At 49.3% G+C, this 19,843-nt stretch carries 14 protein-coding genes and 1 other annotated feature; all 14 genes read right to left on the bottom strand.

Features of this window, described 5'->3' with window-relative positions:
• Positions 1–20: 20 nt before the first annotated feature.
• Complete coding sequence (locus RDW05_RS10055; protein WP_304077300.1) at positions 21–419, bottom strand: endonuclease domain-containing protein; 399 nt, start codon at positions 417–419, stop codon at positions 21–23.
• A gap of 438 nt (positions 420–857) precedes the next feature.
• Positions 858–3,347 (bottom strand): leucine--tRNA ligase, encoded by a 2,490-nt coding sequence (leuS, locus tag RDW05_RS10050; protein WP_307978936.1) that lies wholly within the window; start codon positions 3,345–3,347, stop codon positions 858–860.
• Between the two features lie 60 nt (positions 3,348–3,407).
• Positions 3,408–3,604 (bottom strand) — a binding site (T-box leader).
• A gap of 62 nt (positions 3,605–3,666) precedes the next feature.
• Positions 3,667–5,679, bottom strand: coding sequence for an excinuclease ABC subunit UvrB (gene uvrB / locus RDW05_RS10045; protein WP_307978934.1), 2,013 nt, complete (start codon positions 5,677–5,679; stop codon positions 3,667–3,669).
• Between the two features lie 384 nt (positions 5,680–6,063).
• On the bottom strand, positions 6,064–6,816 hold the full coding sequence (locus RDW05_RS10040; RefSeq protein WP_293388501.1) for an exodeoxyribonuclease III: 753 nt from the start codon (positions 6,814–6,816) through the stop codon (positions 6,064–6,066).
• A 170-nt stretch (positions 6,817–6,986) separates the two neighbouring features.
• Positions 6,987–7,469 carry an N-acetyltransferase gene (locus RDW05_RS10035; RefSeq protein ID WP_044484792.1) on the bottom strand — a complete coding sequence of 161 codons (483 nt, stop codon included), beginning with the start codon at positions 7,467–7,469 and terminating at the stop codon, positions 6,987–6,989.
• Between the two features lie 161 nt (positions 7,470–7,630).
• The gene (gene nuoB, locus RDW05_RS10030; RefSeq protein WP_307978933.1) at positions 7,631–8,353 is read right to left on the bottom strand and encodes an NADH-quinone oxidoreductase subunit NuoB; all 723 of its coding nucleotides are present in this window, start codon (positions 8,351–8,353) and stop codon (positions 7,631–7,633) included.
• Positions 8,354–8,365: 12 nt separating this feature from the next.
• A complete protein-coding gene (locus RDW05_RS10025; protein ID WP_307978932.1) occupies positions 8,366–9,874 on the bottom strand; it encodes an NADH-quinone oxidoreductase subunit C in 1,509 nt (502 codons plus the stop codon).
• Positions 9,875–9,878: 4 nt separating this feature from the next.
• Positions 9,879–11,354, bottom strand: coding sequence for a proton-conducting transporter membrane subunit (locus tag RDW05_RS10020; RefSeq protein ID WP_304245006.1), 1,476 nt, complete (start codon positions 11,352–11,354; stop codon positions 9,879–9,881).
• Between the two features lie 8 nt (positions 11,355–11,362).
• The gene (locus tag RDW05_RS10015; RefSeq protein WP_021720884.1) at positions 11,363–11,992 is read right to left on the bottom strand and encodes a hypothetical protein; all 630 of its coding nucleotides are present in this window, start codon (positions 11,990–11,992) and stop codon (positions 11,363–11,365) included.
• 10 nt (positions 11,993–12,002) lie between these two features.
• The gene (locus tag RDW05_RS10010) at positions 12,003–12,893 is read right to left on the bottom strand and encodes an NADH-quinone oxidoreductase subunit H (RefSeq protein ID WP_307978929.1); all 891 of its coding nucleotides are present in this window, start codon (positions 12,891–12,893) and stop codon (positions 12,003–12,005) included.
• Complete coding sequence (locus RDW05_RS10005) at positions 12,890–14,863, bottom strand: proton-conducting transporter membrane subunit (RefSeq protein WP_307978927.1); 1,974 nt, start codon at positions 14,861–14,863, stop codon at positions 12,890–12,892. Before RDW05_RS10005 ends, RDW05_RS10010 begins: the two co-directional genes overlap by 4 nt.
• A gap of 203 nt (positions 14,864–15,066) precedes the next feature.
• Positions 15,067–15,996: a WYL domain-containing protein gene (locus RDW05_RS10000; RefSeq protein WP_307978925.1), complete on the bottom strand. Its 930-nt coding sequence runs from the start codon at positions 15,994–15,996 to the stop codon at positions 15,067–15,069.
• Positions 15,983–17,173, bottom strand: a complete 1,191-nt coding sequence (locus RDW05_RS09995) for a WYL domain-containing protein (RefSeq protein ID WP_307978924.1) — start codon at positions 17,171–17,173, stop codon at positions 15,983–15,985. The genes RDW05_RS10000 and RDW05_RS09995 overlap by 14 nt, the downstream gene beginning before the upstream one ends.
• Before the next feature lie 163 nt (positions 17,174–17,336).
• Positions 17,337–19,166, bottom strand: coding sequence for a glutamine--fructose-6-phosphate transaminase (isomerizing) (glmS, locus tag RDW05_RS09990; protein WP_293827391.1), 1,830 nt, complete (start codon positions 19,164–19,166; stop codon positions 17,337–17,339).
• Positions 19,167–19,843 lie beyond the last annotated feature (677 nt).

The following is a 19,843-nucleotide window of genomic DNA, read 5'->3' as shown; positions in this document are numbered from 1 at the left end:
GCCTTCGGCGACATCTCCCCTTACAGGGGAGACTTTTTCGAAATACTATCCATGCATTTCTCTAATCTTTCATTAATATTTTTTTCTATTTCGTTGCATACATAATCAAAATGATAATCAACGTCACTGTTCATAAACCGTAAAACATAAATGCCTTCCTGTTGCAAAGCCAAGGTTCTAACATTATCACAATACAAATTATTTTTTTGCAAGTGCTGTCCTCCATCTATTTCAATAACCAGTTTTAATTTACTACAATAAAAATCGACTATATAGCTACCTATAATCCTTTGCCTATACCACTTTAACCTATGCTTAGATAAAAAATCATACCACAAATGCTTTTCCTGCTTAGTCATATTCTTTCGTAGATATTTGGCATAAGGTAATAAATCTCGATTTTGTTCAATAAATCCCATAACAATCCTCCTAGAAATAAAGTAAAAATTGCACGTCGAATTCGCTCTCCCTGTAAGGGAGAGGTGCCGAACGCAGTGAGGCGGAGAGGGTACTCCCCCAAAAACAAAAAGAGCCCCCAAGAATAACAATTACGTTATTCTCAGAGACTCTGAAAATGTAAGCGTTATTTAGTACTACTAAATAATGTCATTGCTGACATGCACTGCTTATTTTTTTGTCCGCGCTACAGTCTGCGGAAACTGCCTGCTGCAGGACAGCTGTAACTGCGGTGGTTGCGGTTAGTAATTAGTGGTTAGCGGCCAGTAATACTAAAGCTCGCGACAAATTTTATTTTTACTTTTATTTTTCCCCTCTTCTTGCTCCCTGTTCGGTCGCAACGGGGATTCGTTCCACCTTTTCGATTTCTAACTTAGCTTACGCTCGTTACAAATCGGGTGTCACTTCGCTACGATGTTTACCAGACGGCCGGGTACGCAGATAACCTTGCGTACGGTTGCATCGCCGATGTGAGCCTGAACGTTAGCGTCAGCCATAGCAATTTTCTCAAGCTCTTCTTTGGTAGCTTCAGCCGGAACAGTCAGACGACCGCGAACCTTGCCGTTAACCTGCAGAACGATTTCTACATTGTCAACCTTCAGTGCTTCTTCATCGCACTCAGGCCAGCTCTGTTCATGTACGCTGCTGTTGGCATCAATAGCACCGCGCCACAGCTCTTCGGTGATATGCGGAACAAACGGGCTCATCATCTTGATGAGGTCGGAAATTGCTTCGTAAATCAGACCTGCATTCGGCTCTTTGGCAGCTTCTTTATAAGCATAGAGAGCGTTAACCAGTTCCATCATAGTGGAAATAGCAGTGTTGAAGTTGAAGCGGGTTTCGATATCGTTGGTAACCTTCTTAATGCTGCTATGCAGTACACGGCGCAGGTCCTTATCTGCTTCGCTCAGGTTGCTGTGATCGTATTCGGTAACCTTTTGTGCCAGAACAGCTTCAAATGCTTGTACGATACGCCAGATACGGTTCAGGAAGCGGAAGGAGCCTTCAACGCCCTGGTCGCTCCACTCCAGCTCTCTTTCAGGCGGAGCAGCAAAGAGGATGAACAGACGCGCGGTATCAGCACCGTATTTGGAAAGAATTTCTTCAGGAGAAACAACGTTGCCCAGAGATTTACTCATCTTAGCACCGTCTTTGATTACCATGCCCTGAGTCAGCAGGTTGCTGAACGGTTCATCATAATCAACCAGGCCTGCGTCACGCAGAACCTTTACAAAGAAGCGGGAATACAGCAGATGCAGAATAGCATGCTCAATACCGCCGATATATTGGTCTACAGGACCCCAATAGTTGTTGAGCTCCTTGTCAAACGGCATCTTGTCGTTGTGTGCGTCGGTATAACGCAGATAGTACCAGGAGGAGCACAGGAAGGTGTCCATGGTATCGGTTTCACGGGTTGCGTCAGCACCGCATTTCGGGCATTTGCAGTGAACGAATTCTTCGGAGGTTGCCAGCGGAGATTTAGCACCGGCAGTAAAGCTTACATCCTCAGGCAGGCGAACCGGCAGCTGGTCTTCCGGAACCAGAACCTCGCCGCAGTGCGGGCAGTAAATGATAGGAATCGGAGCGCCCCAATAACGCTGACGGCTGATCAGCCAATCGCGCAGACGGTAGTTTACACGACGTTTACCAAAGCCTTCAGCTTCAGCCTTGTCCATGATAGCGCTCATAGCCTTGTGCATTTCCATGCCGGTGAATTCGCCGGAGTTAACCAGCATGCCTTCTTTTTCTTCGTAAGCGCATGTCATTTCTTCCAGCTTCAGCTCTTTGCCGATTGGGCAGATGGTAACAATCTTTTCAATACCGTATTTGTCTGCAAACATCCAGTCACGCTGGTCACCGGTAGGAACGCCCATTACAGCGCCGGTACCGTAATCATACAGTACATAGTTGGTTACCCAGATTTCTACCTTGCGGCCGGTGAACGGGTTGATGCAGTATACGCCGGTGAATACGCCCTCTTTTTCGGATTCGCTGGAGGTACGTTCAATTTCGGACTGATTACGAACACGCTCGCAGAAAGCGTTGATTTCGTCAGCCTTCGGATTGTTTTCGCAAATCTTTTTAATCAGCGGATGCTCGGCAGCCAGAGCCATAAAGGTTACGCCGTAAGCAGTATCCGGACGGGTGGTGTAAACAGCAACAGTATCGTTAAGTGCCGGGATTTCAAAGGAGAATTCCAAGCCTTCGCTGCGGCCGATCCAGTTGTGCTGCATGGTTTTTACGCGCTCGGGCCAGCCCGGCAGCAGGTCAAGATCCTTCAGCAGCTCATCAGCATAATCGGTGATTTTGAAGAACCATTGGCTCAGATCCTTTTTAACAACCTCATGGTCGCAGCGCCAGCATTTGCCGTCGATAACCTGCTCGTTAGCCAATACGGTGTTACAGGTGTCGCACCAGTTTACGGCAGATTCCTTTTTAACTGCCAGACCGCGTTTGTAGAACAGCTCAAAGAACCATTGAGTCCATTTGTAATAATCTTCCTTACAGGTGGTAACCTCGCGATCCCAATCGTAGGACAGACCGAGAGCCTTCAACTGACGAGTCATGTTGGCGATGTTTTCCAGAGTCCATTTTTTAGGCGGAATGTTGTGTTTGATAGCAGCGTTTTCAGCAGGCATACCAAATGAGTCCCAGCCCATCGGATGCAGAACGTTGAAACCCTTCATAGTGCGGAAACGTGCAATTACGTCGCCGATGGAATAGTTACGAACATGGCCCATGTGCAGGTTGCCGGACGGATAGGGGAACATTTCCAGAACGTAGGATTTAGGCTTATCCTTATCCATCTCTACTTTAAAGGTTTTGTTTTCTTCCCAGTATTTTTGCCATTTAGCTTCAATATCATGGGGAGCATACTTTTCTTGAATCATTTCATTACCTCCCAGGTATTATTGTTGGTCGAAAATAAAAAATCCCCGACCTTAAAAAAGGTCAGGGACGAAAAATTCGCGGTACCACCCTGATTGCGGCTACAGCCGCCACTCAATTAGCCTTAACGCAGCATCACGTCCGCACATTTCCTTGCGGCTTCTTCACGGTGAGTTCATCTGCCCTAACTGCCGGCTCGCATCAACCGCCGGCTTTCTGAAAGATACTGCAGACTACTGCTCCGCTTCACAGAATTTGAATAAAAATATCTTGTATATTATATAACGCCAAACAGGAAAAGTCAAACTTCTGTGTCAGCGTTTATTTTTTCTTTTTCTTCGGCACCAGCTTCTGTCCCAGCTGTCCCTTGACGATAATCAACTGGTCACGCAGCTCGGCCGCCGCCTCGAAGTCCAACGCCTTGGCCGCCTCCTGCATCCGTCTTTCCAGCTCGCGGGCCAGCGTGTTCAGCTCCTTCGTTGATTTCTGCTTCAGCTTCTTGCTGCTGCCATAGGACGTTGCCTCCTCGGTGTCTGCCACCTTCGTCAGCTTAATCAGCTGGCGCTGCTCCTTATAAATCGTTTTCGGCGTAATGTGGTGCTCCTCGTTGTACGCCTGCTGTTTTTCGCGGCGGCGGTTGGTTTCATCTATCGCCCGCTGCATGCTGTCGGTAATGCGGTCGGCATACATAATAACACGACCGTGAGCATTACGCGCAGCACGGCCGATGGTCTGAATCATCGCCGTATCACTGCGCAAAAAGCCTTCCTTGTCTGCATCCAGAATCGCAATCAGCGACACCTCCGGCAAATCAAGGCCTTCGCGCAGCAGGTTGATGCCTACCAGCACATCAAACTTACCGGCACGCAGGCTGTCGATAATCTCCGCTCTTTCAATCGTAGCGATTTCCGAATGCAGATAGCGCACACGCACACCTGCCTGCTTCAGATATTCTGTTAAATCCTCCGCCATGCGCTTCGTCAGCGTAGTCACCAGCACACGCTCACCAGCGGCGGCAACCTTGTTGATTTCGCCCAGTAAATCATCTATCTGTCCCTTAATCGGGCGGATTTCAATCTGCGGGTCCAACAGGCCTGTCGGGCGGATAATCTGCTCAACGACATTATCTGCCTGCTCCAGCTCATACTTCGCCGGCGTAGCAGAAACATAAATCGCCTGCTTGATCTGCGCCTGAAACTCGTCAAAGGTCAGCGGTCTGTTATCATAGGCCGACGGCAGACGGAAGCCATGCTCCACCAGCATCTCCTTACGCGAGCGGTCACCGGCATACATTGCACGAATCTGCGGCAGTGTTACGTGCGACTCATCAACAACCAGTAAAAAATCCTTGGGAAAATAATTTACCAGCGTAAACGGCGGCTCACCGGCCTTGCGTCCTGCCAGATGGCGCGAATAGTTTTCGATGCCGGAACAATAGCCCATCTCCTGCATCATCTCCAAATCGTAATTCGTGCGCTGCTCCAGACGCTGTGCCTCCAACAGCCTGCCATGCTTATTCAGCTCATCAAGACGCTCGTCCAGCTCCTCGCGAATATCATTCATAGCGCGTTCAAGATTCTCACGGCTCGTAACATAGTGGCTCGCCGGGAAAATCGCCACATGGTTACGCTGCGCCAGAATCTCACCTGTCAGCACATCAAATTCCACAATGCGGTCAACCTCATCATCGAACATTTCAATGCGCACAGCCTTCTCGCCATAGGCTGCGGGAATAACCTCAATCACATCACCGCGCACACGGAAGGTGCCACGCTTAAAATCAATATCATTACGATTGTATTGAATCTCCACCAGCTTATGCAAAATCTTCTGGCGGTCGATAATCTGCCCCAAGCGCAGCGACAGCACCATATCATAATACTCCTGCGGCGCACCTAAGCCGTAAATGCAGGAAACGCTGGCTACGATAATAACATCCCTGCGCTCAAACAAGGCACTGGTCGCACTATGGCGCAGCTTATCAATCTCATCGTTAATCGAAGCATCCTTCTCAATATACGTATCCGACTGGGGAATATAGGCCTCCGGCTGATAATAATCGTAATACGAAACAAAATATTCCACCGCATTCTCTGGGAAGAACGCCTTCAGCTCACTCGCCAGTTGTGCCGCCAACGTCTTATTATGCGCAATCACCAGCGTCGGCTTACGCACCTTATTGATTACCTGCGCAATCGTATACGTCTTGCCCGTACCCGTTGCACCTAGCAGCACCTGCGTGCGCAGGCCCTGCTCCACACCCTCCGCCAGCTTGGCAATCGCCTGCGGCTGGTCGCCGGCAGGCTCAAACGGAGCCTGAATTTTAAAATCCATGTTCATCACCAACTAAAAAACAAACCGTAAAAATTAAGTATAAAACGAGCAATTGTTATATCGTGTAATGAATAGCAATTTTAGCAAATGAGTGTTTGGAACCACATGCGGGCGCATCCAAGAAGCAAGTCCGTAGGACGATGCTGATTGGTTTATGCGCGCCATGCGATAGTGTCCCAAGAAGCAAGCTCACAGAGCGCAGCTGATTGGCTTGACACGAACCGCTAAGGGGCGCAATGTCTGAGCGCTATGCCTTATTTTTATAGTAGCATTTGTCAGCATAGCGCAAGTTTTGCGCCGCTTCGTCTTGGTTCCACACGAAATTTGCGTTAAGAAATTGCTCTGATTGAAACGATATACAATTGCGACGCCAGCAGCTCCCCCTTACACATCCAGCTCAACACTTACCGGACAATGGTCGCTGCCGAAAACCTCATTGTGAATCTCCGCGCTCTGCAGCTTAGCCGCAATTCTGTCCGAAACCACAAAATAATCAATACGCCAACCCGCATTCTTCTCACGCGCCTTAAAGCGATAGCTCCACCAGCTGTACTTAACCTCCTCCGGATGCAGATAACGGAAGCTGTCCGTAAAGCCCGCAGCCTTCAGCTCACGGAACTTAGCACGCTCCTCATCCGTAAAGCCTGCATTCTTGCGGTTAGTCTTAGGATTCTTCAAGTCAATCTCCTCAGCCGCCACATTCAGATCACCGCAGACAACAACAGGCTTCTTAGCATCCAGCTCCTGCAGATAAGCACGGAACACATCCTCCCACACCATGCGGTAATCAAGACGCGCCAGGCCATCCTTGGAATTAGGCGTATACACCGTCACCAGATAAAAGCTCTCAAACTCCAGCGTTATCACACGCCCTTCCTTATCGTGCTCCTCCTGTCCCAGACCATAGGTAACAGCCAAAGGCTTAACCTTCGTAAAAACAGCAGTACCGCTGTAGCCCTTACGCTCCGCACTGTTCCAATACTCCTCATAACCGGGGAATACAAAATCCGCCTGCTCGCGCTGCATCTTCGTTTCCTGCAGACAAATAATATCCGGCGCAGCCTCTTGCAAAAATTCAGCAAAGCCCTTCGTCATGCAGGCACGCAAGCCGTTAACATTCCAGGAATATAATTTCATAAATTCAACCTCTTTTCCATTAATTTATCCGGTATAACAACAGTAAAATTACCGTGTAAAATTTATACTCTGCCTTTTTATTGTACCATTCAAGGCGCAAAAATAAAAGAGCTGCCCTCAGCGCAGCCTCGTCATCAGCGATGACAAAATGCTCTCGGCAGCCCTTAAAATTAAAATTTAATTTGCGACGGCTCATAATCAACTGTTGTCTTGATGAAAGCAATCTCATTACAGTATGGATACTGCGGACAATACACACATTCCTTCCATACCTTCTGTGGCAGCTTATCCTTAGCCGTTTCAATATAATCACACTTGGCAAAAAATCCCGGCTGATAGGTAAGAGTGAAAAACATCGTCACTCCGCGCTCAATGCCCTCCTTTTCCAAATGCTCCACCAGCTGACGGCCTATGCCTGTTTTCTGCAGGCTCGGTTCCACCGCCAGCGAGCGGATTTCCGCAAAGCGGTCCCAGACAAAATGCAGCGCGCCGCAGCCCAACAGACGGTTGTTTTCCACCGCTAAAATATAATCGCGCAGATTCTCGTAAATCGCATTGCGCGCACGTGGCAGCATCAAGCCTTCCTTTGCATAATAATTCAGCAATTTGTGTATATGTTCTACATCGCTGAAAGTTGCCGGTCTAAAAACAATCATTTTTCAAACCCCCTCATTTGGTTTCCCCATATCAGTTTATCGAACGTAACTGATTTTCTATATATTATCACGTATTACAGCAGAGTACAAGTATAAAAATGCAAAAAAAGAATTAATCAGTGTAATAAAATACTGATTAATTCTTTTTTAAAACAAGGTTACATTCTTTCCTTCAGCATATCTGCCGCAGCACACAAAGCCACAATAATCGCAGCCGGTCGTGGCGGGCATCCGGGCACAGCAATATCAACCGGCACCACGTCAGCTGCACGTCCCACAACAGCATAAGTGCAGCCATAGGTTTCGCCGCCACAGGCACAGGCACCGCAGGCCATAACCATTTTCGGTTCAGGCATAGCGTCATAGGTCATACGCAGCGCCTGCTCCAGGTTGCGCGTAACCACGCCGGTAACCATCAGCATATCCGCATGACGCGGAGAAGCAACGAAGGCGATACCGTAACGGTGCAAATCATAAACAGGATTACTCATCGCACCCAGCTCAAAATCGCAGGCATTGCAGCTGCCAGCGTCAAGATGACGTACATGCAGAGAGCGTCCCAGCTTCGCTGTGACTGCTTCGCTTACCTGCACGGCACTGTCAGCCAGAATCTGCGCCAAAGCATCATGATTCGTGTGCACCAGCGCCTTACGCGCGCAGGCCTCTACACAGCGACCGCAGAAAACGCACTTACTGTAATCTATTTTTGCTTTACCGTCAGCCACGCTCACAGCTCCTACCGGGCAGGCAGCGGCACAGGCACCGCAGCCGTCGCAGCTGCCGTCGCACTGCAGCTGACCGCGCAGACGCTTGTGGCCCGTAGTATCAATATTTTCGGTAGCAATCTTTCCGTGAAGAATTGCCTCCAGCATTTTTAACATCTTGCCACCTCCTTAGCGGTCTATGCAGGCATAGCATAACTCAAAGCTCTTATTTATTAACGGAAAGTCCGGAATGATGTCGCCCTGTACTGCCACAGTCAGCGCCGGCCAGTTAGGATAGGAGGCACTGCGCACAAACAGGCGGTCTATGCGGCCTTCCTTGTCCAGCAGCAGGCAATGCAGATTATCACCGCGGGCAGATTCGCTGATGCCCCAGGTAAAATGACCTTCCTCCTGCTGCAGCTCGCCCAGCTCTGCCGCCAGCTGCGTTTCCGCATTGCGGCGCAGCTTGCTGATAAGCTGACGCACCAGCTTCAGGCTTTGGGCAACCTCACCGATACGCACCTTAATGCGTGCTTCGACATCACCCGCTGTTTCCGTAATAACCTCAAAATCAAGCTCATCATAAATACCGTAGCCGATATCCTTACGGCTGTCACGGTTACTGCCGCTGGCACGCGCACCCACGCCTACCATAGCCAGATCAAAGGCAGTTTCCTGACGTACTCTGCCGGTAGTACGGATACGGTTGACGAAGTTCGCCTGCTCCCACATGATATGTACCATATCGGCATAAACAGCTTCTACCTCACGCAGAACCTCCTCGATTTCCTCCAGCATAGCATCGGTAACATCATACTGCACACCGCCGGGGATAATCAGACCGCGCAAGAAACGGTTGCCTGCCAGCATTTCGTTGAGCTGCATCAAGTATTCCTTCAGACGCGTACCCATGCTGATTACAGGCGAGAAGCCGACACCGGCGCAGATATTGCCCGTATCGCCCACATGGTTATACAAGCGCTCCATCTCCGCAGCCAGTGTACGAATTAACCACGCACGGTAAGGCACCTCTGCCTCCGAGCATTTTTCTACCGCCTGACAGAAGCTCAGCGTATTGGCTACACTGCAGGCACCGCAGATGCGTTCTACAATCGGCAGCGCCTCCATCGGCGTAAGGCCTTCGGCAGCCTTTTCAATACCACGGTGGGTAAAGAACAGCTTGGCATCAAGCTGCAGCATAGCCTCACCGGCCTGACTGAAACGGAAATGACCGGGCTCGATGATGCCTGCGTGAATAGGTCCTACAGGAACCTCAAAGAGGCCTTCGCCCTGTGAGGTAAGCATTTCGTATTCACGATGTCCGCGTGCATCATAATCCTTGGGATATTTTTTCAGCAGCGGATGAAAGCCTTCGGGAAAGCTCTCATGCAGCACCAGCGGACGCATATCGGGATGTCCCTGCGGCTCGAAGCCGAACATATCATGCAGCTCGCGCTCATACCAGGCAGCAGCCGGCAGCAGCGTAGTCAGTGACTGATATTCCAGCGGACCGTCCGCGGGGAACGGAGCCTTCAAAACATCTATATCACGTTTTTCAGCATTATAGAACAGGCAGTAGATGGCCAGACCGCCGCCCTGCAGCGTTTCGTCTGCGCCAAACATAGCAGCCAGCGGACGCTTGCCGCTGTCGCTGCAGATATTGGCAGCACCACGCAAATTTTCCGGTTTAACTAGCATTATCTCAGCCTCCTATAATCCGCACAGCCTGGTTCAGCAGATTGTTGAGCCAGGGAATATTTTCAAAGCCTGCACCCACTACGCAGGTCAAAAGCAGCAGCGCTGCCAGCACAGGCACGTCGGTTGCTCCCAGCAAATCGCCCAAGGGCTGACGCTTAGATTTATCACACAGCATACGCATACCATGGTACAAAATACCAATCAGCACACCGGCCAGCAGAATAATCAGCAGACTGCCTGCTACCCAATGGCCTTCACGGAACATAGCTGCCATAATGTAAAACTTACTGAAGAAAAGGCCCATCGGCGGCAGGCCCAAAATACCCAGCATACCGGTAAGCCAGAAGGTTGCTGTATGCGGCACATCCTTAATCATACCGTGAATACGCATCATATTGCGTGTCTGGTATTCCTGGATAATAGTGCCGGCAATATAGAACAGCACGAACTTAATCATTGCATGACTGTACATATGCAGCATCACAGCCTTCAGGGAGAAGGCAGAAAATACGCCGATACCGGCAACCATAATGCCGATGTTTTCCATAGAGGAATACGCCAGAATACGCTTAACGTCACGCTGTACAACAACGAACGGCACGGCAATCGCCACAGTCAGCACAGCAAAGAACAGCAGCATGCTGCTCATCATCGCAGCGCCTGCTGTCGGCAGCAGGATAACCAGATTACGCAGTAATACGTAAATCGCACAGCTGCAGAGCGCACCGCTCAGCATACCGCTGGTAAGTGACGGAGCCTCGGCATAGGCATCAGGCAGCCAGGTATGCATCGGCGCCATGCCTGCCTTCGTACCGTAACCGATAACGATAAACAGCAGCGCCAGCTTAGTCATAGCCGGGTTCAGGCTGTTGGCATGCTCATGCAGGTACAGCCAGCTGAGCGCCTTTTCGCCGCCCAAAGCATCAAGCTGCGCATAATACAGAACCAGTGTACCCAAAAGCGCCAAGCAAATGCCGACGGTACAAACCATGATATATTTCCACGTTGCTTCCAAAGCAGCGCGGGTAAATTTAAAGGAAATAAGCAGCGCACTGATTAAGGTTGTCGCTTCGATGGCAACCCACATCAGGCCCAGGTTTTTTACCAGCAGTACGATGAACATGGTCCAGCAGAAAAGCTGCATCAGCGCAAAGTAACGGCCGGTCTGCAGCTGCTCGCCCTTAAGTACGCCGCAGCGCTCCTCACGCGTAAGATAATTACGCGCAGTCCAGGTTGCTGCCAGATAAAGTGTGGTAATGATAATGATTACCCACATATTCAGCGCATCAATGTAAAAATAATCATCAACATAGGGCACAGCAGGATTAAAGGACTTTGCCATCAGCGCCACGCACACACCTACCGCAGTTGCCGTCAGGCGGTGCAGCCAATGCAGGATATTATTGCCGAAGCCCGCAGCCAGTGCCAGCACCGCGCACAAGGGTGGCAGGCATAACAGTATCAAAATATATGTTAACATTACATCCCCTACCCTTTCAGCTTGTCCAGCACATTTGTATCCGTCGTTTTAAACGACAGACGCAGACGCGAGGTTAAAATAACAAGAATAACAACAGCAATCAGCACATCCAGGAAAATGCCCAGCTCGATAATCAGCGGCAAGCCTTCGGTCATAATCAGACCGAGCAGGTAAATGCCGTTTTCCAAGGTAATCAGGCCGATCATCTGCATAATAGCACGGCTGCGCATAACAATCAGCGCGAGGCCTGTCATAATCATAAACATAGATGTTGCCAGAATATCGCGGCCCTCTGCCTGCGGCAGCAGACCGTCAATTACCATGTAGCCGAGTGCCAGACTGCAGGCTGCAAAAGCAGTAGAATAATTTACATTGATATCGCTGACAATTTCACGCTCATCGCGCAGCTGATTTACCACGCGTAAAATAGCGTAAGGAATAAAGAGCACCTTAACGGCAATCGTCAGCACACCGGGCAGCCAGGCATGTAAACCGCTGCCATGGCTCATACCTACGACGAGGCAGGCTGCAGCAATCAAGGCAGACTGCAGCGCCAGACACAGAGTTGCACGGCGCAGCTCCACAAAGCGCGTCTGCAGGAAAACGATAAACATTAAACTTACAACCAAATATTCCATCGTTACCTCCTTACTGTGCCACTACTGCCAGCAGCAGCATCAGGCCCGCTGCCGCCAGATATACACGCACCTTGAAAAGGCGCATCTTATTGTTCAAGGTTTCAACCACACCTACAGCTACCGCACCGATAAGCACCTTAAATACAACAGGCAAATCCAGCGGCAGATACAGCATAGCGAAAAGCACTAAGAATACCAGCAGCTTGAGCTGGCTTGCCCAATGGATAAGCGCCAGCAGACGGCCGGAATATTCCAGTGTCATGCATTCATGGAGCATCGTCAGCTCCAGATGTGTGTCGGGGTTATCAACCGGGATACGGCTGTTTTCTGCAAGCAACACAAGGAAGAAGGCAATGCAGGTCAGCACGCCTGCTACCGTCAGGTTAACCTCGTCCGTACGCAGGCTCATGCCTGCCAGCGAAGTGCTGTTGGTGTGCAGCACGTTGGAAAGCACGGCCAGCATCACCACAGGCTCAACGAAGGCAGCCACATAAACCTCACGGCTGCCGCCCATACCGCCAAAGGCGGTGGCTGCATCCATTGAGGAAACTGCCATAAAGAAGCGTCCCAAGGCCAGCAGATATACAAATACAAAAACGTCGCCGAAGCCGGCCTGACCGCCTAAGAAGCCCGGTAGCATGCAAGCTGCCGCAAAGGTCGTCAGAAAATATACGCAGGGTGCCAAACGGAAGGTGATGGTGGTATAAGGAGTGAGCATCGTAGGCTTGCCCCACCATTTGCGGATATCATAATATTCCTGCCAGATGCTGCTGCCGATACGATTCTGCATCCAGGCCTTTACCTTTTTAACAATGCCGGTAACCAGCGGAGCGCACAAAAGCAGCAAAACTGCCTGCGCCATACCGAGGGCCAGCTGTAACAATTCATTCTCTAAAATCATTTATAAAGCGCCCCCCATACCAGTACCAACATCATTGCCACCATAACATAAGCAACATATAAACGCACACTGCCCTGCTGCAAACGGCGCAGGAAATTGGAAACACTTACAAAATGCTTCTGCAGCGGCTGATAAAGCTTTTCCGTAATCATATCGGGAATTTCCAGCTTATAGGAAAGCTGACGTCCGAAGTAAGCATGCTCCTTGCGCATGTAGGTTACCTGACGCTTGGGCTTCAGCAGATAATCGAACGCACGGCGCACCGGCTTACTGAAACCGGTAGCGGAATACTGCTGACGCTGCGTCGGATAGGTACCGCAGTTCCAGGTAACATCCTCCACAACAAAGCAGTCCTTAACAGCCAGCCACAGCACTGCGCCAAGCACCAGCAGCAAAGCAAGCAGCAGCAAGGGCTTGTAGCAGACAGCAGTACCAACACCGGCCCACGCCAGATTCATACCGAAGGCATCAAGAGCAACAGGCATGCCCAGCGCCAACAGCGCTGCGCGTACTACCGGCAGCGGATAAAAACCGCAAGCAACAACTAAAACAGCTGCAACGCCCATAGCAGCGAGCATAAATTTATCGGATTCGTGCGCATGCTCCACAATTTCACTGCGAGCACGGCCCAGGAAGGTGATGCCGAAGAAGCGTACAAAGCAGCCGAGAGCCAGTGCTCCGGTAAAGCCCAGCAGAATAAAGGATACCGCAGTCCACAGGCGGATATCCTGACCGGCGCAGCTTGTACCCAGGCTGATAAAGCTCTGCAGCACCAGCCATTCACCGGTAAAGCCGTTCGTCAACGGAATAGCGGCAAGTGCCAACGAGCCGACGAAAGTAAACACAGCGGTATACGGCATCTTGCGCGCCAGGCCGCCGAACAGCTCCAGGTTCTTGCTGCCGGTGCTGTGCATAATACTGCCGGCACACATAAACATCAGCACCTTCATAATACTGTGGTTAAAGGCATGTACCAACGCAGCCACAAAGCCAAGCATATAAAAGCTGCTGTCGGAAGCCTTCATCAGCATACCGCAGCCGAAGGCAGCAAAGATTACGCCCATATTTTCTACAGAGGAGTAAGCAAGCACGCGCTTGATATCCGTTTCCATCTGAGCATAGAGTACGCCCAAAAATGCGGATACTACGCCTGCCAGCAGTACAACAACACACCACCAGTAATTCCAGGCAGGCAAAAAGCTGAACATAAAACGACCGAAGCCGTAGAGAGCAATCTTCAGCATAACACCGCTCATCAGCGCGGAAACGTGACTGGGTGCTGCCGGATGCGCCTTAGGCAGCCACACATGCAGCGGCACCAGACCGGCCTTCAAAGCAAAACCGGCAAAGGCACAGACAAAAACAAGATGCTGCCAGCTGCCATCCAACGTATTCTTGGACATAGCAGCAAAGCTGAAGCCCTCGCTGGCAGAGCCTGTCAGCAAAAAGGCAATCATAATTGCTGCCGTACCTACGCTGGTCATAACCAGATACTGATAGGCAGCATTCCAGGTAGCACGCTTTTCGGATTCATGGTTAACCAGCATAAAGGAGGCTACGGCCATAATCTCCCAGAAAAGCAGGAAGCTGAAGGCATCGCCGGCCAGCAGCACCAGTACCATAGACATGATGAACAGGCACCACATGCCGCCCAAAAGGCGCAGACGGCTGCCCTCATAGCTACGCGCATAACCGAGCGCGTACAGGCTGGTAACAACACCGGCGATACCGGTCAAAAGCAGAAAGACTGCGCTCCAGCCATCGCAGCCTAAAGAATACGAGCCCCAGGTCAGGGGTGCGGGGCTCACGCCGCCGAAAAGCAGCAGGCCTGCCGCATAAGCGCAGACAGCGCTGCCAAAAAGGGCAGCGCTGTTAGCAAGCCAGTGTGCAGCACGCTGCATGCCGTGGGGAAGCAGCATGGTTAATACGCCAATGCCATAGAAGCCCACAGCCACTAAAAACATTTCCATTTCATCACCTACACATAAAAATTTCAACTTCTTCACAAAAATGACATGTATCGTTAATTATAACACATTTGTTGACTGCGTAAAAGAAAATTACTGTTAAGAATACAAAAAAATACACCGAACCTGCAGAAATTCCACAGGTCCGGTGGTTTATAATAAGGCTTCAGTATCAAATGAGCTTCTGGCCGATTATATTTTTGCTTTTACTTATCTGCCTGCAGCGCCAGCTGCTTCTGCAGCCTTTTGTGCAGCAGCTCAATAAAGCTGGCAGGCTCCTGCACCTGCAGCAACGGTCCGAAGGATAAAACACGGATAACCATCTCTATTGCATCACTTTTGTTATATGTCAGATGCAACTTATAATGCTTTTCATCAAGACGCTCCGTCGTCTTTTCCAAATGCGAAAAATGCAGCATCGCCCTCTCCAAAGCATTGCGTTCATCCGTCAGTAATGCAGTAAGCTTACAGCGTTCCGGTGCTTTCTGCTCACATATCTCTGCATTTGCCGTCTCTAACAGGCAACAATCTTTGATACGCGCAACATTCACATACTGCTGAGAGCCGCCACACACCGCTTTTAAGCAAAACTTATCGTCCTTCGCTGAATATTCTATTTGCATCGGCAGATATCTTTTTCGCACGCTATCGTTTTTATTGTTGATAAAGCTGATTTCCACCTTGCGTTTTTCTTTTATAGCCTGCAGCAACAGACGGAAATGCTTTTTATACTGCGGATTATCATAAGCATCACCATCACTATAGCGATCAAAATAAACAAATTGCTCCTGCGTAAACAGCGGCTCCACATCCTCAAGACCAGTAAAATCTACATCAAAAAGCTGCATCCGCTTATCGCTCAGCAAGGTTTTCAGCCAGCGCCGTTGCAGAGTGGTCAATGGCATTGCCGGAGCATGCTTAAGCGGTGTAGTCATATCATTTTGGAGTAACGGCCATTCGCAATCTCCTAATGATTTAGGTATTGTCAGATAACTGTCACCAAAGGCTTGCTCCTGCACAATCCGATTTAGTTTTTCTACTGTCAGCTCACCCGTTTGCGCCTGCTGCAGAATACTGCTTACAACATTAAAATACGTACCATATATTTCGTTAAAAAAGATATCACTGCTTTTCATCTGCTTCTGCCTCCCGGTAATAAGATGCCATTTGATCTAAATCATCAAAGAAAAGCTCTTGGACAGCCTTGTTGCTGCAGCTAAAGGCTGTAATGCGCCCGATGAAGGTGCGTATCCATGGCAACAGCTCACGTGCGTCATAAACAGCAATACTGAAGCGATAATGCGCGGCATCAAGCTGCTGCACCGTGCCGCAGCGCTTTTCACGTTCCAAACGCTGCACAATAAACTGCTCGTCAGATGCCACCTCTACCGTAAAGCTGATTCTCTCCAGCTCGCCAGCGCCAAACAAGCTTACACCCCAGATATGTGGTGCTGCTTTCTGTGCCAGCTGCAGATAATGCTCATAATTATTTTCCCTCTCTTTCACTTTAATACACTTAATACGGTTCAAGCGATTAAAAAGCAGCTTGTTTTCATCATAGCTGTAGCCTAAAAGATATTGCCTTCCTGTCCTGGTGCTGCAGTAAATCTTCAAGGGACAAACAGTTTGCTGACCATTCTCCCAGTTGTAGAGTATAACAGACTTCTTATCATTGATTGCCTCCAACAGCTCGTACAGCAGCTGACTGTCCATTGTGTATAAGATAAAATGATGCTTAAAATTAAAAACATCACAATCCTCAGAAAACTTATCCAGGATATAGGAGCCTACCTCTCCTAAAGGCGCCGCCTCGGAAAAGAAGGCACAGGCCAGCTGCCAGCTGCGCCAATTAACCCTATCCTGCTGCAACCGGTACAAATTTCGGCGCCCTTGCTTCACTATTTGCAGCAACCCCAATTCAACATAATCATTAAGCTTATTGCGCACTGTTTTAGCATCTGGCTGATGCACCTTGTTGCTGAAACAATTAAAACAGCGGTCGCTAAGCAAATTCTCCATCTCTGCTACAGAATAAGCCTGTCCGTCCGCCAGAATATCCAGCAAATAAAAATGCAAAGTGATGTCTATATCGGTGAAGCTTTTAGCCTTCCAGCTTTTATACAAAGGATTGTGACTTATATCTCTGCTATCGAGCGAAATATGATAAGCTGTGCCAGCTACATCAGGATTAATATCCATATATTCGTCTAGCCAGCTTTGTATGCGCCGACGCTCATCATCATAACTACGTTGACTTTTATCATTAAAATCCTGCCGTGTTTCAAAGCCGTATACATAAAAACGCCGCATCATACTCCTAATGTCATCATATTTTTTTAAAAGCTCATTATAGGCCATCTGCTCCCCGCTCCCTTCCAAGACAATATAATATTAGTATACCACAGACAGGCAACTATTTTTTCTTACAAAAAACGGCGCAACAGATTTTTTATCCGTTACGCCGTTAACTTATTCTTTATTCAACTGTTACACTCTTCGCCAGATTACGCGGTTTATCAACATCACAGCCGCGAGTCAGCGCCGCATAGTAGGCCAGCAGCTGCAAGGGCAGCACTGCCATCAGCGGTGCCAGATATTTGTCCGTACGCGGGATGTAAATAACATGGTCCGCATATTTTTCCAGAGAGGTATCGCCCTCAAAGCCGATGGCAATAACTACAGCCTCGCGCGCCTTAACCTCCTGCAGGTTGCTGACGGTTTTATCGTATACATCCATTTGCGTTGCCAATACGATTACTGGCACACCTGAAACAATCAGCGCCAAGGTGCCATGCTTCAGCTCGCCTGCCGCATAAGCCTCAGCATGAATGTAGGAAATTTCCTTCAGCTTCAGCGCACCCTCCAGCGCTACAGCATAATCAAGGCTGCGTCCCAGGAAGAAGGCATCCTCACTGCTGCCGTATTCACGCGCAAACACCTTAATCTGGTCCACGTTTTCCAGCATCTTGTGAATCTGCTCGGGCACAAAGGTCAAGCCCTGCACCAGCTCCTGCTCACGCTCAGCACTCATGCTGCCGCGCAGACGGCCGACATAAATCGCCAGCATCAGCATTGCCAGAAGCTGAGTAGTATAAGCCTTGGTAGATGCCACGGCAATTTCCGGACCGGCATAGGTATAAACAACCTGGTCTGCCTCACGCGCAATAGAGCTGCCGACAACGTTGGTAACCGCCAGAGTGCGGGAGCCAAGACGCTTAGCCTCACGCAACGCTGCCAGCGTATCGCTGGTTTCACCGCTCTGGCTGATAACAATCGTCAGACTGTTGCCATCAACAAGCGGATCGCGGTAACGGAACTCGCTGGCAATATCCACCTCAACCGGCACACGTGCCAGCTGCTCCAGATAATATTTGCCGACAATACCTGCATGATAAGCGGTACCGCAGGCCACAATAAAGATTTTATTGATATCTCTCAGTTCCTCTGCTGTCCAGTTCAGCTCGGGGAAACCGATGGTTTTTGCTTCCGCGTCCAGACGACTCGTCATGGTGTCGCGCAAAGCCTTGGGCTGTTCATAGATTTCCTTCAGCATGAAATGCTCAAAGCCGCCTTTTTCCGCTGCTTCGGCATTCCAGTTTACAACAAACACCTTCTTGCTGATGGGAGTGCCGTTGATATCCTGCACCCAAACACCGTCTGCAGTTACCGTAGCGATTTCGCCGTCGCTCATGATAAAGGTACGGCGCGTATGGTTGATAATTGCCGGAATATCGGAAGCGATAAAGTTTTCACCCTCGCCCAAACCAATAATCAGCGGATTATCCTTTTTGGTGCAGATGATTTTATCAGGCTCGTATTCGCACATAAACACCAGGCTATAAGAGCCTTTGATAAGCTTCAGCACCTTTTTGACGGTTTCTTCGAAATCACCGTCATATTGGTCCGCCATCAGATGAGCAACAACCTCGCTGTCCGTTTCGGACAGGAATTCATGTCCCTTAGCAATCAGCTCTTCCTTCAGGCCAAGATAATTTTCAATAATACCGTTATGGACAACGACAAACTTGCCGCTGCTGTCCGTATGGGGATGCGCGTTGCGATCCGACGGACGGCCATGTGTTGCCCAACGTGTGTGACCGATACCAACATTGCCCACAGGCATATGGCCTGCCAATTTCTGACGCAGTGCATCAAGACGGCCTACGCACTTTTCCACACGGATTTTGTTGTTTTCATAAACAGCAATGCCGGCAGAATCATAACCACGATACTCCAGCTTGCTCATGCCATCAAGCAGAAAGGGAGCAGCTTCGTGATTACCGATATAACCTACAATTCCGCACATATTAATGCCTCCTTAAGTTTTCTTTGCCCTTTCTGCCACCGTGCTTTTCTCTCCCCCGTTACCGGAGGGCTTTGTACACGGTTTGCGGCCTGCAGCCGGCCGTGAGGCATCCGCTGACTGATCGATAACCTCATTCCTCGTCCACCGCCTGAGCGGTACATGCGCTTACATCCTTCACTGTCTGCTTTTGGCAGCAAAAACAAGCCTCTGCTGATTTATGAGCAAACAGACAATGAGCCGCGCAGGCAGGCAGTCCCACGCGGCACATCCTCAGACTAATTTAATTTTACAATATGAAGACTGGCAGGTCAAGAAAACATTCCTTGAACTTTTCTTGCCTAATGCTTGCCTGCAGGCGCTTCATATAGTATAATCCCATCTTAGATAATTGAATTTTGTTTTTATATTCGTAAGTCCTAGATGTGATAAGGGTTTGAGCAGCTAAAAACAGCTTTTTTATGTGGGAAGTTTGAGTAATAGTATAAGACGTGAGGGATTTGTGAATTTAATCAGAACGGTTGTCAAACGCTTTACTTTGTGCTATCATAGAAATAGAAAAGGTGCCGCCGATAGACGGTTATCCTTGAACATTTAGTTATAAAAAATAACCGCTTGTTTTGCAGACTGGGCGGTTATTTAGTACCATATAAGTGTAAGAGAAAAAGTATGTTGCTTTA

This window comes from uncultured Phascolarctobacterium sp. (genome assembly GCF_902463975.1).
Classification (GTDB): Bacteria; Bacillota; Negativicutes; order Acidaminococcales; family Acidaminococcaceae; genus Phascolarctobacterium_A.
Note: the sequence above shows the minus strand (reverse complement) of the source record. Positions and strands in the feature narration are given on the sequence as shown.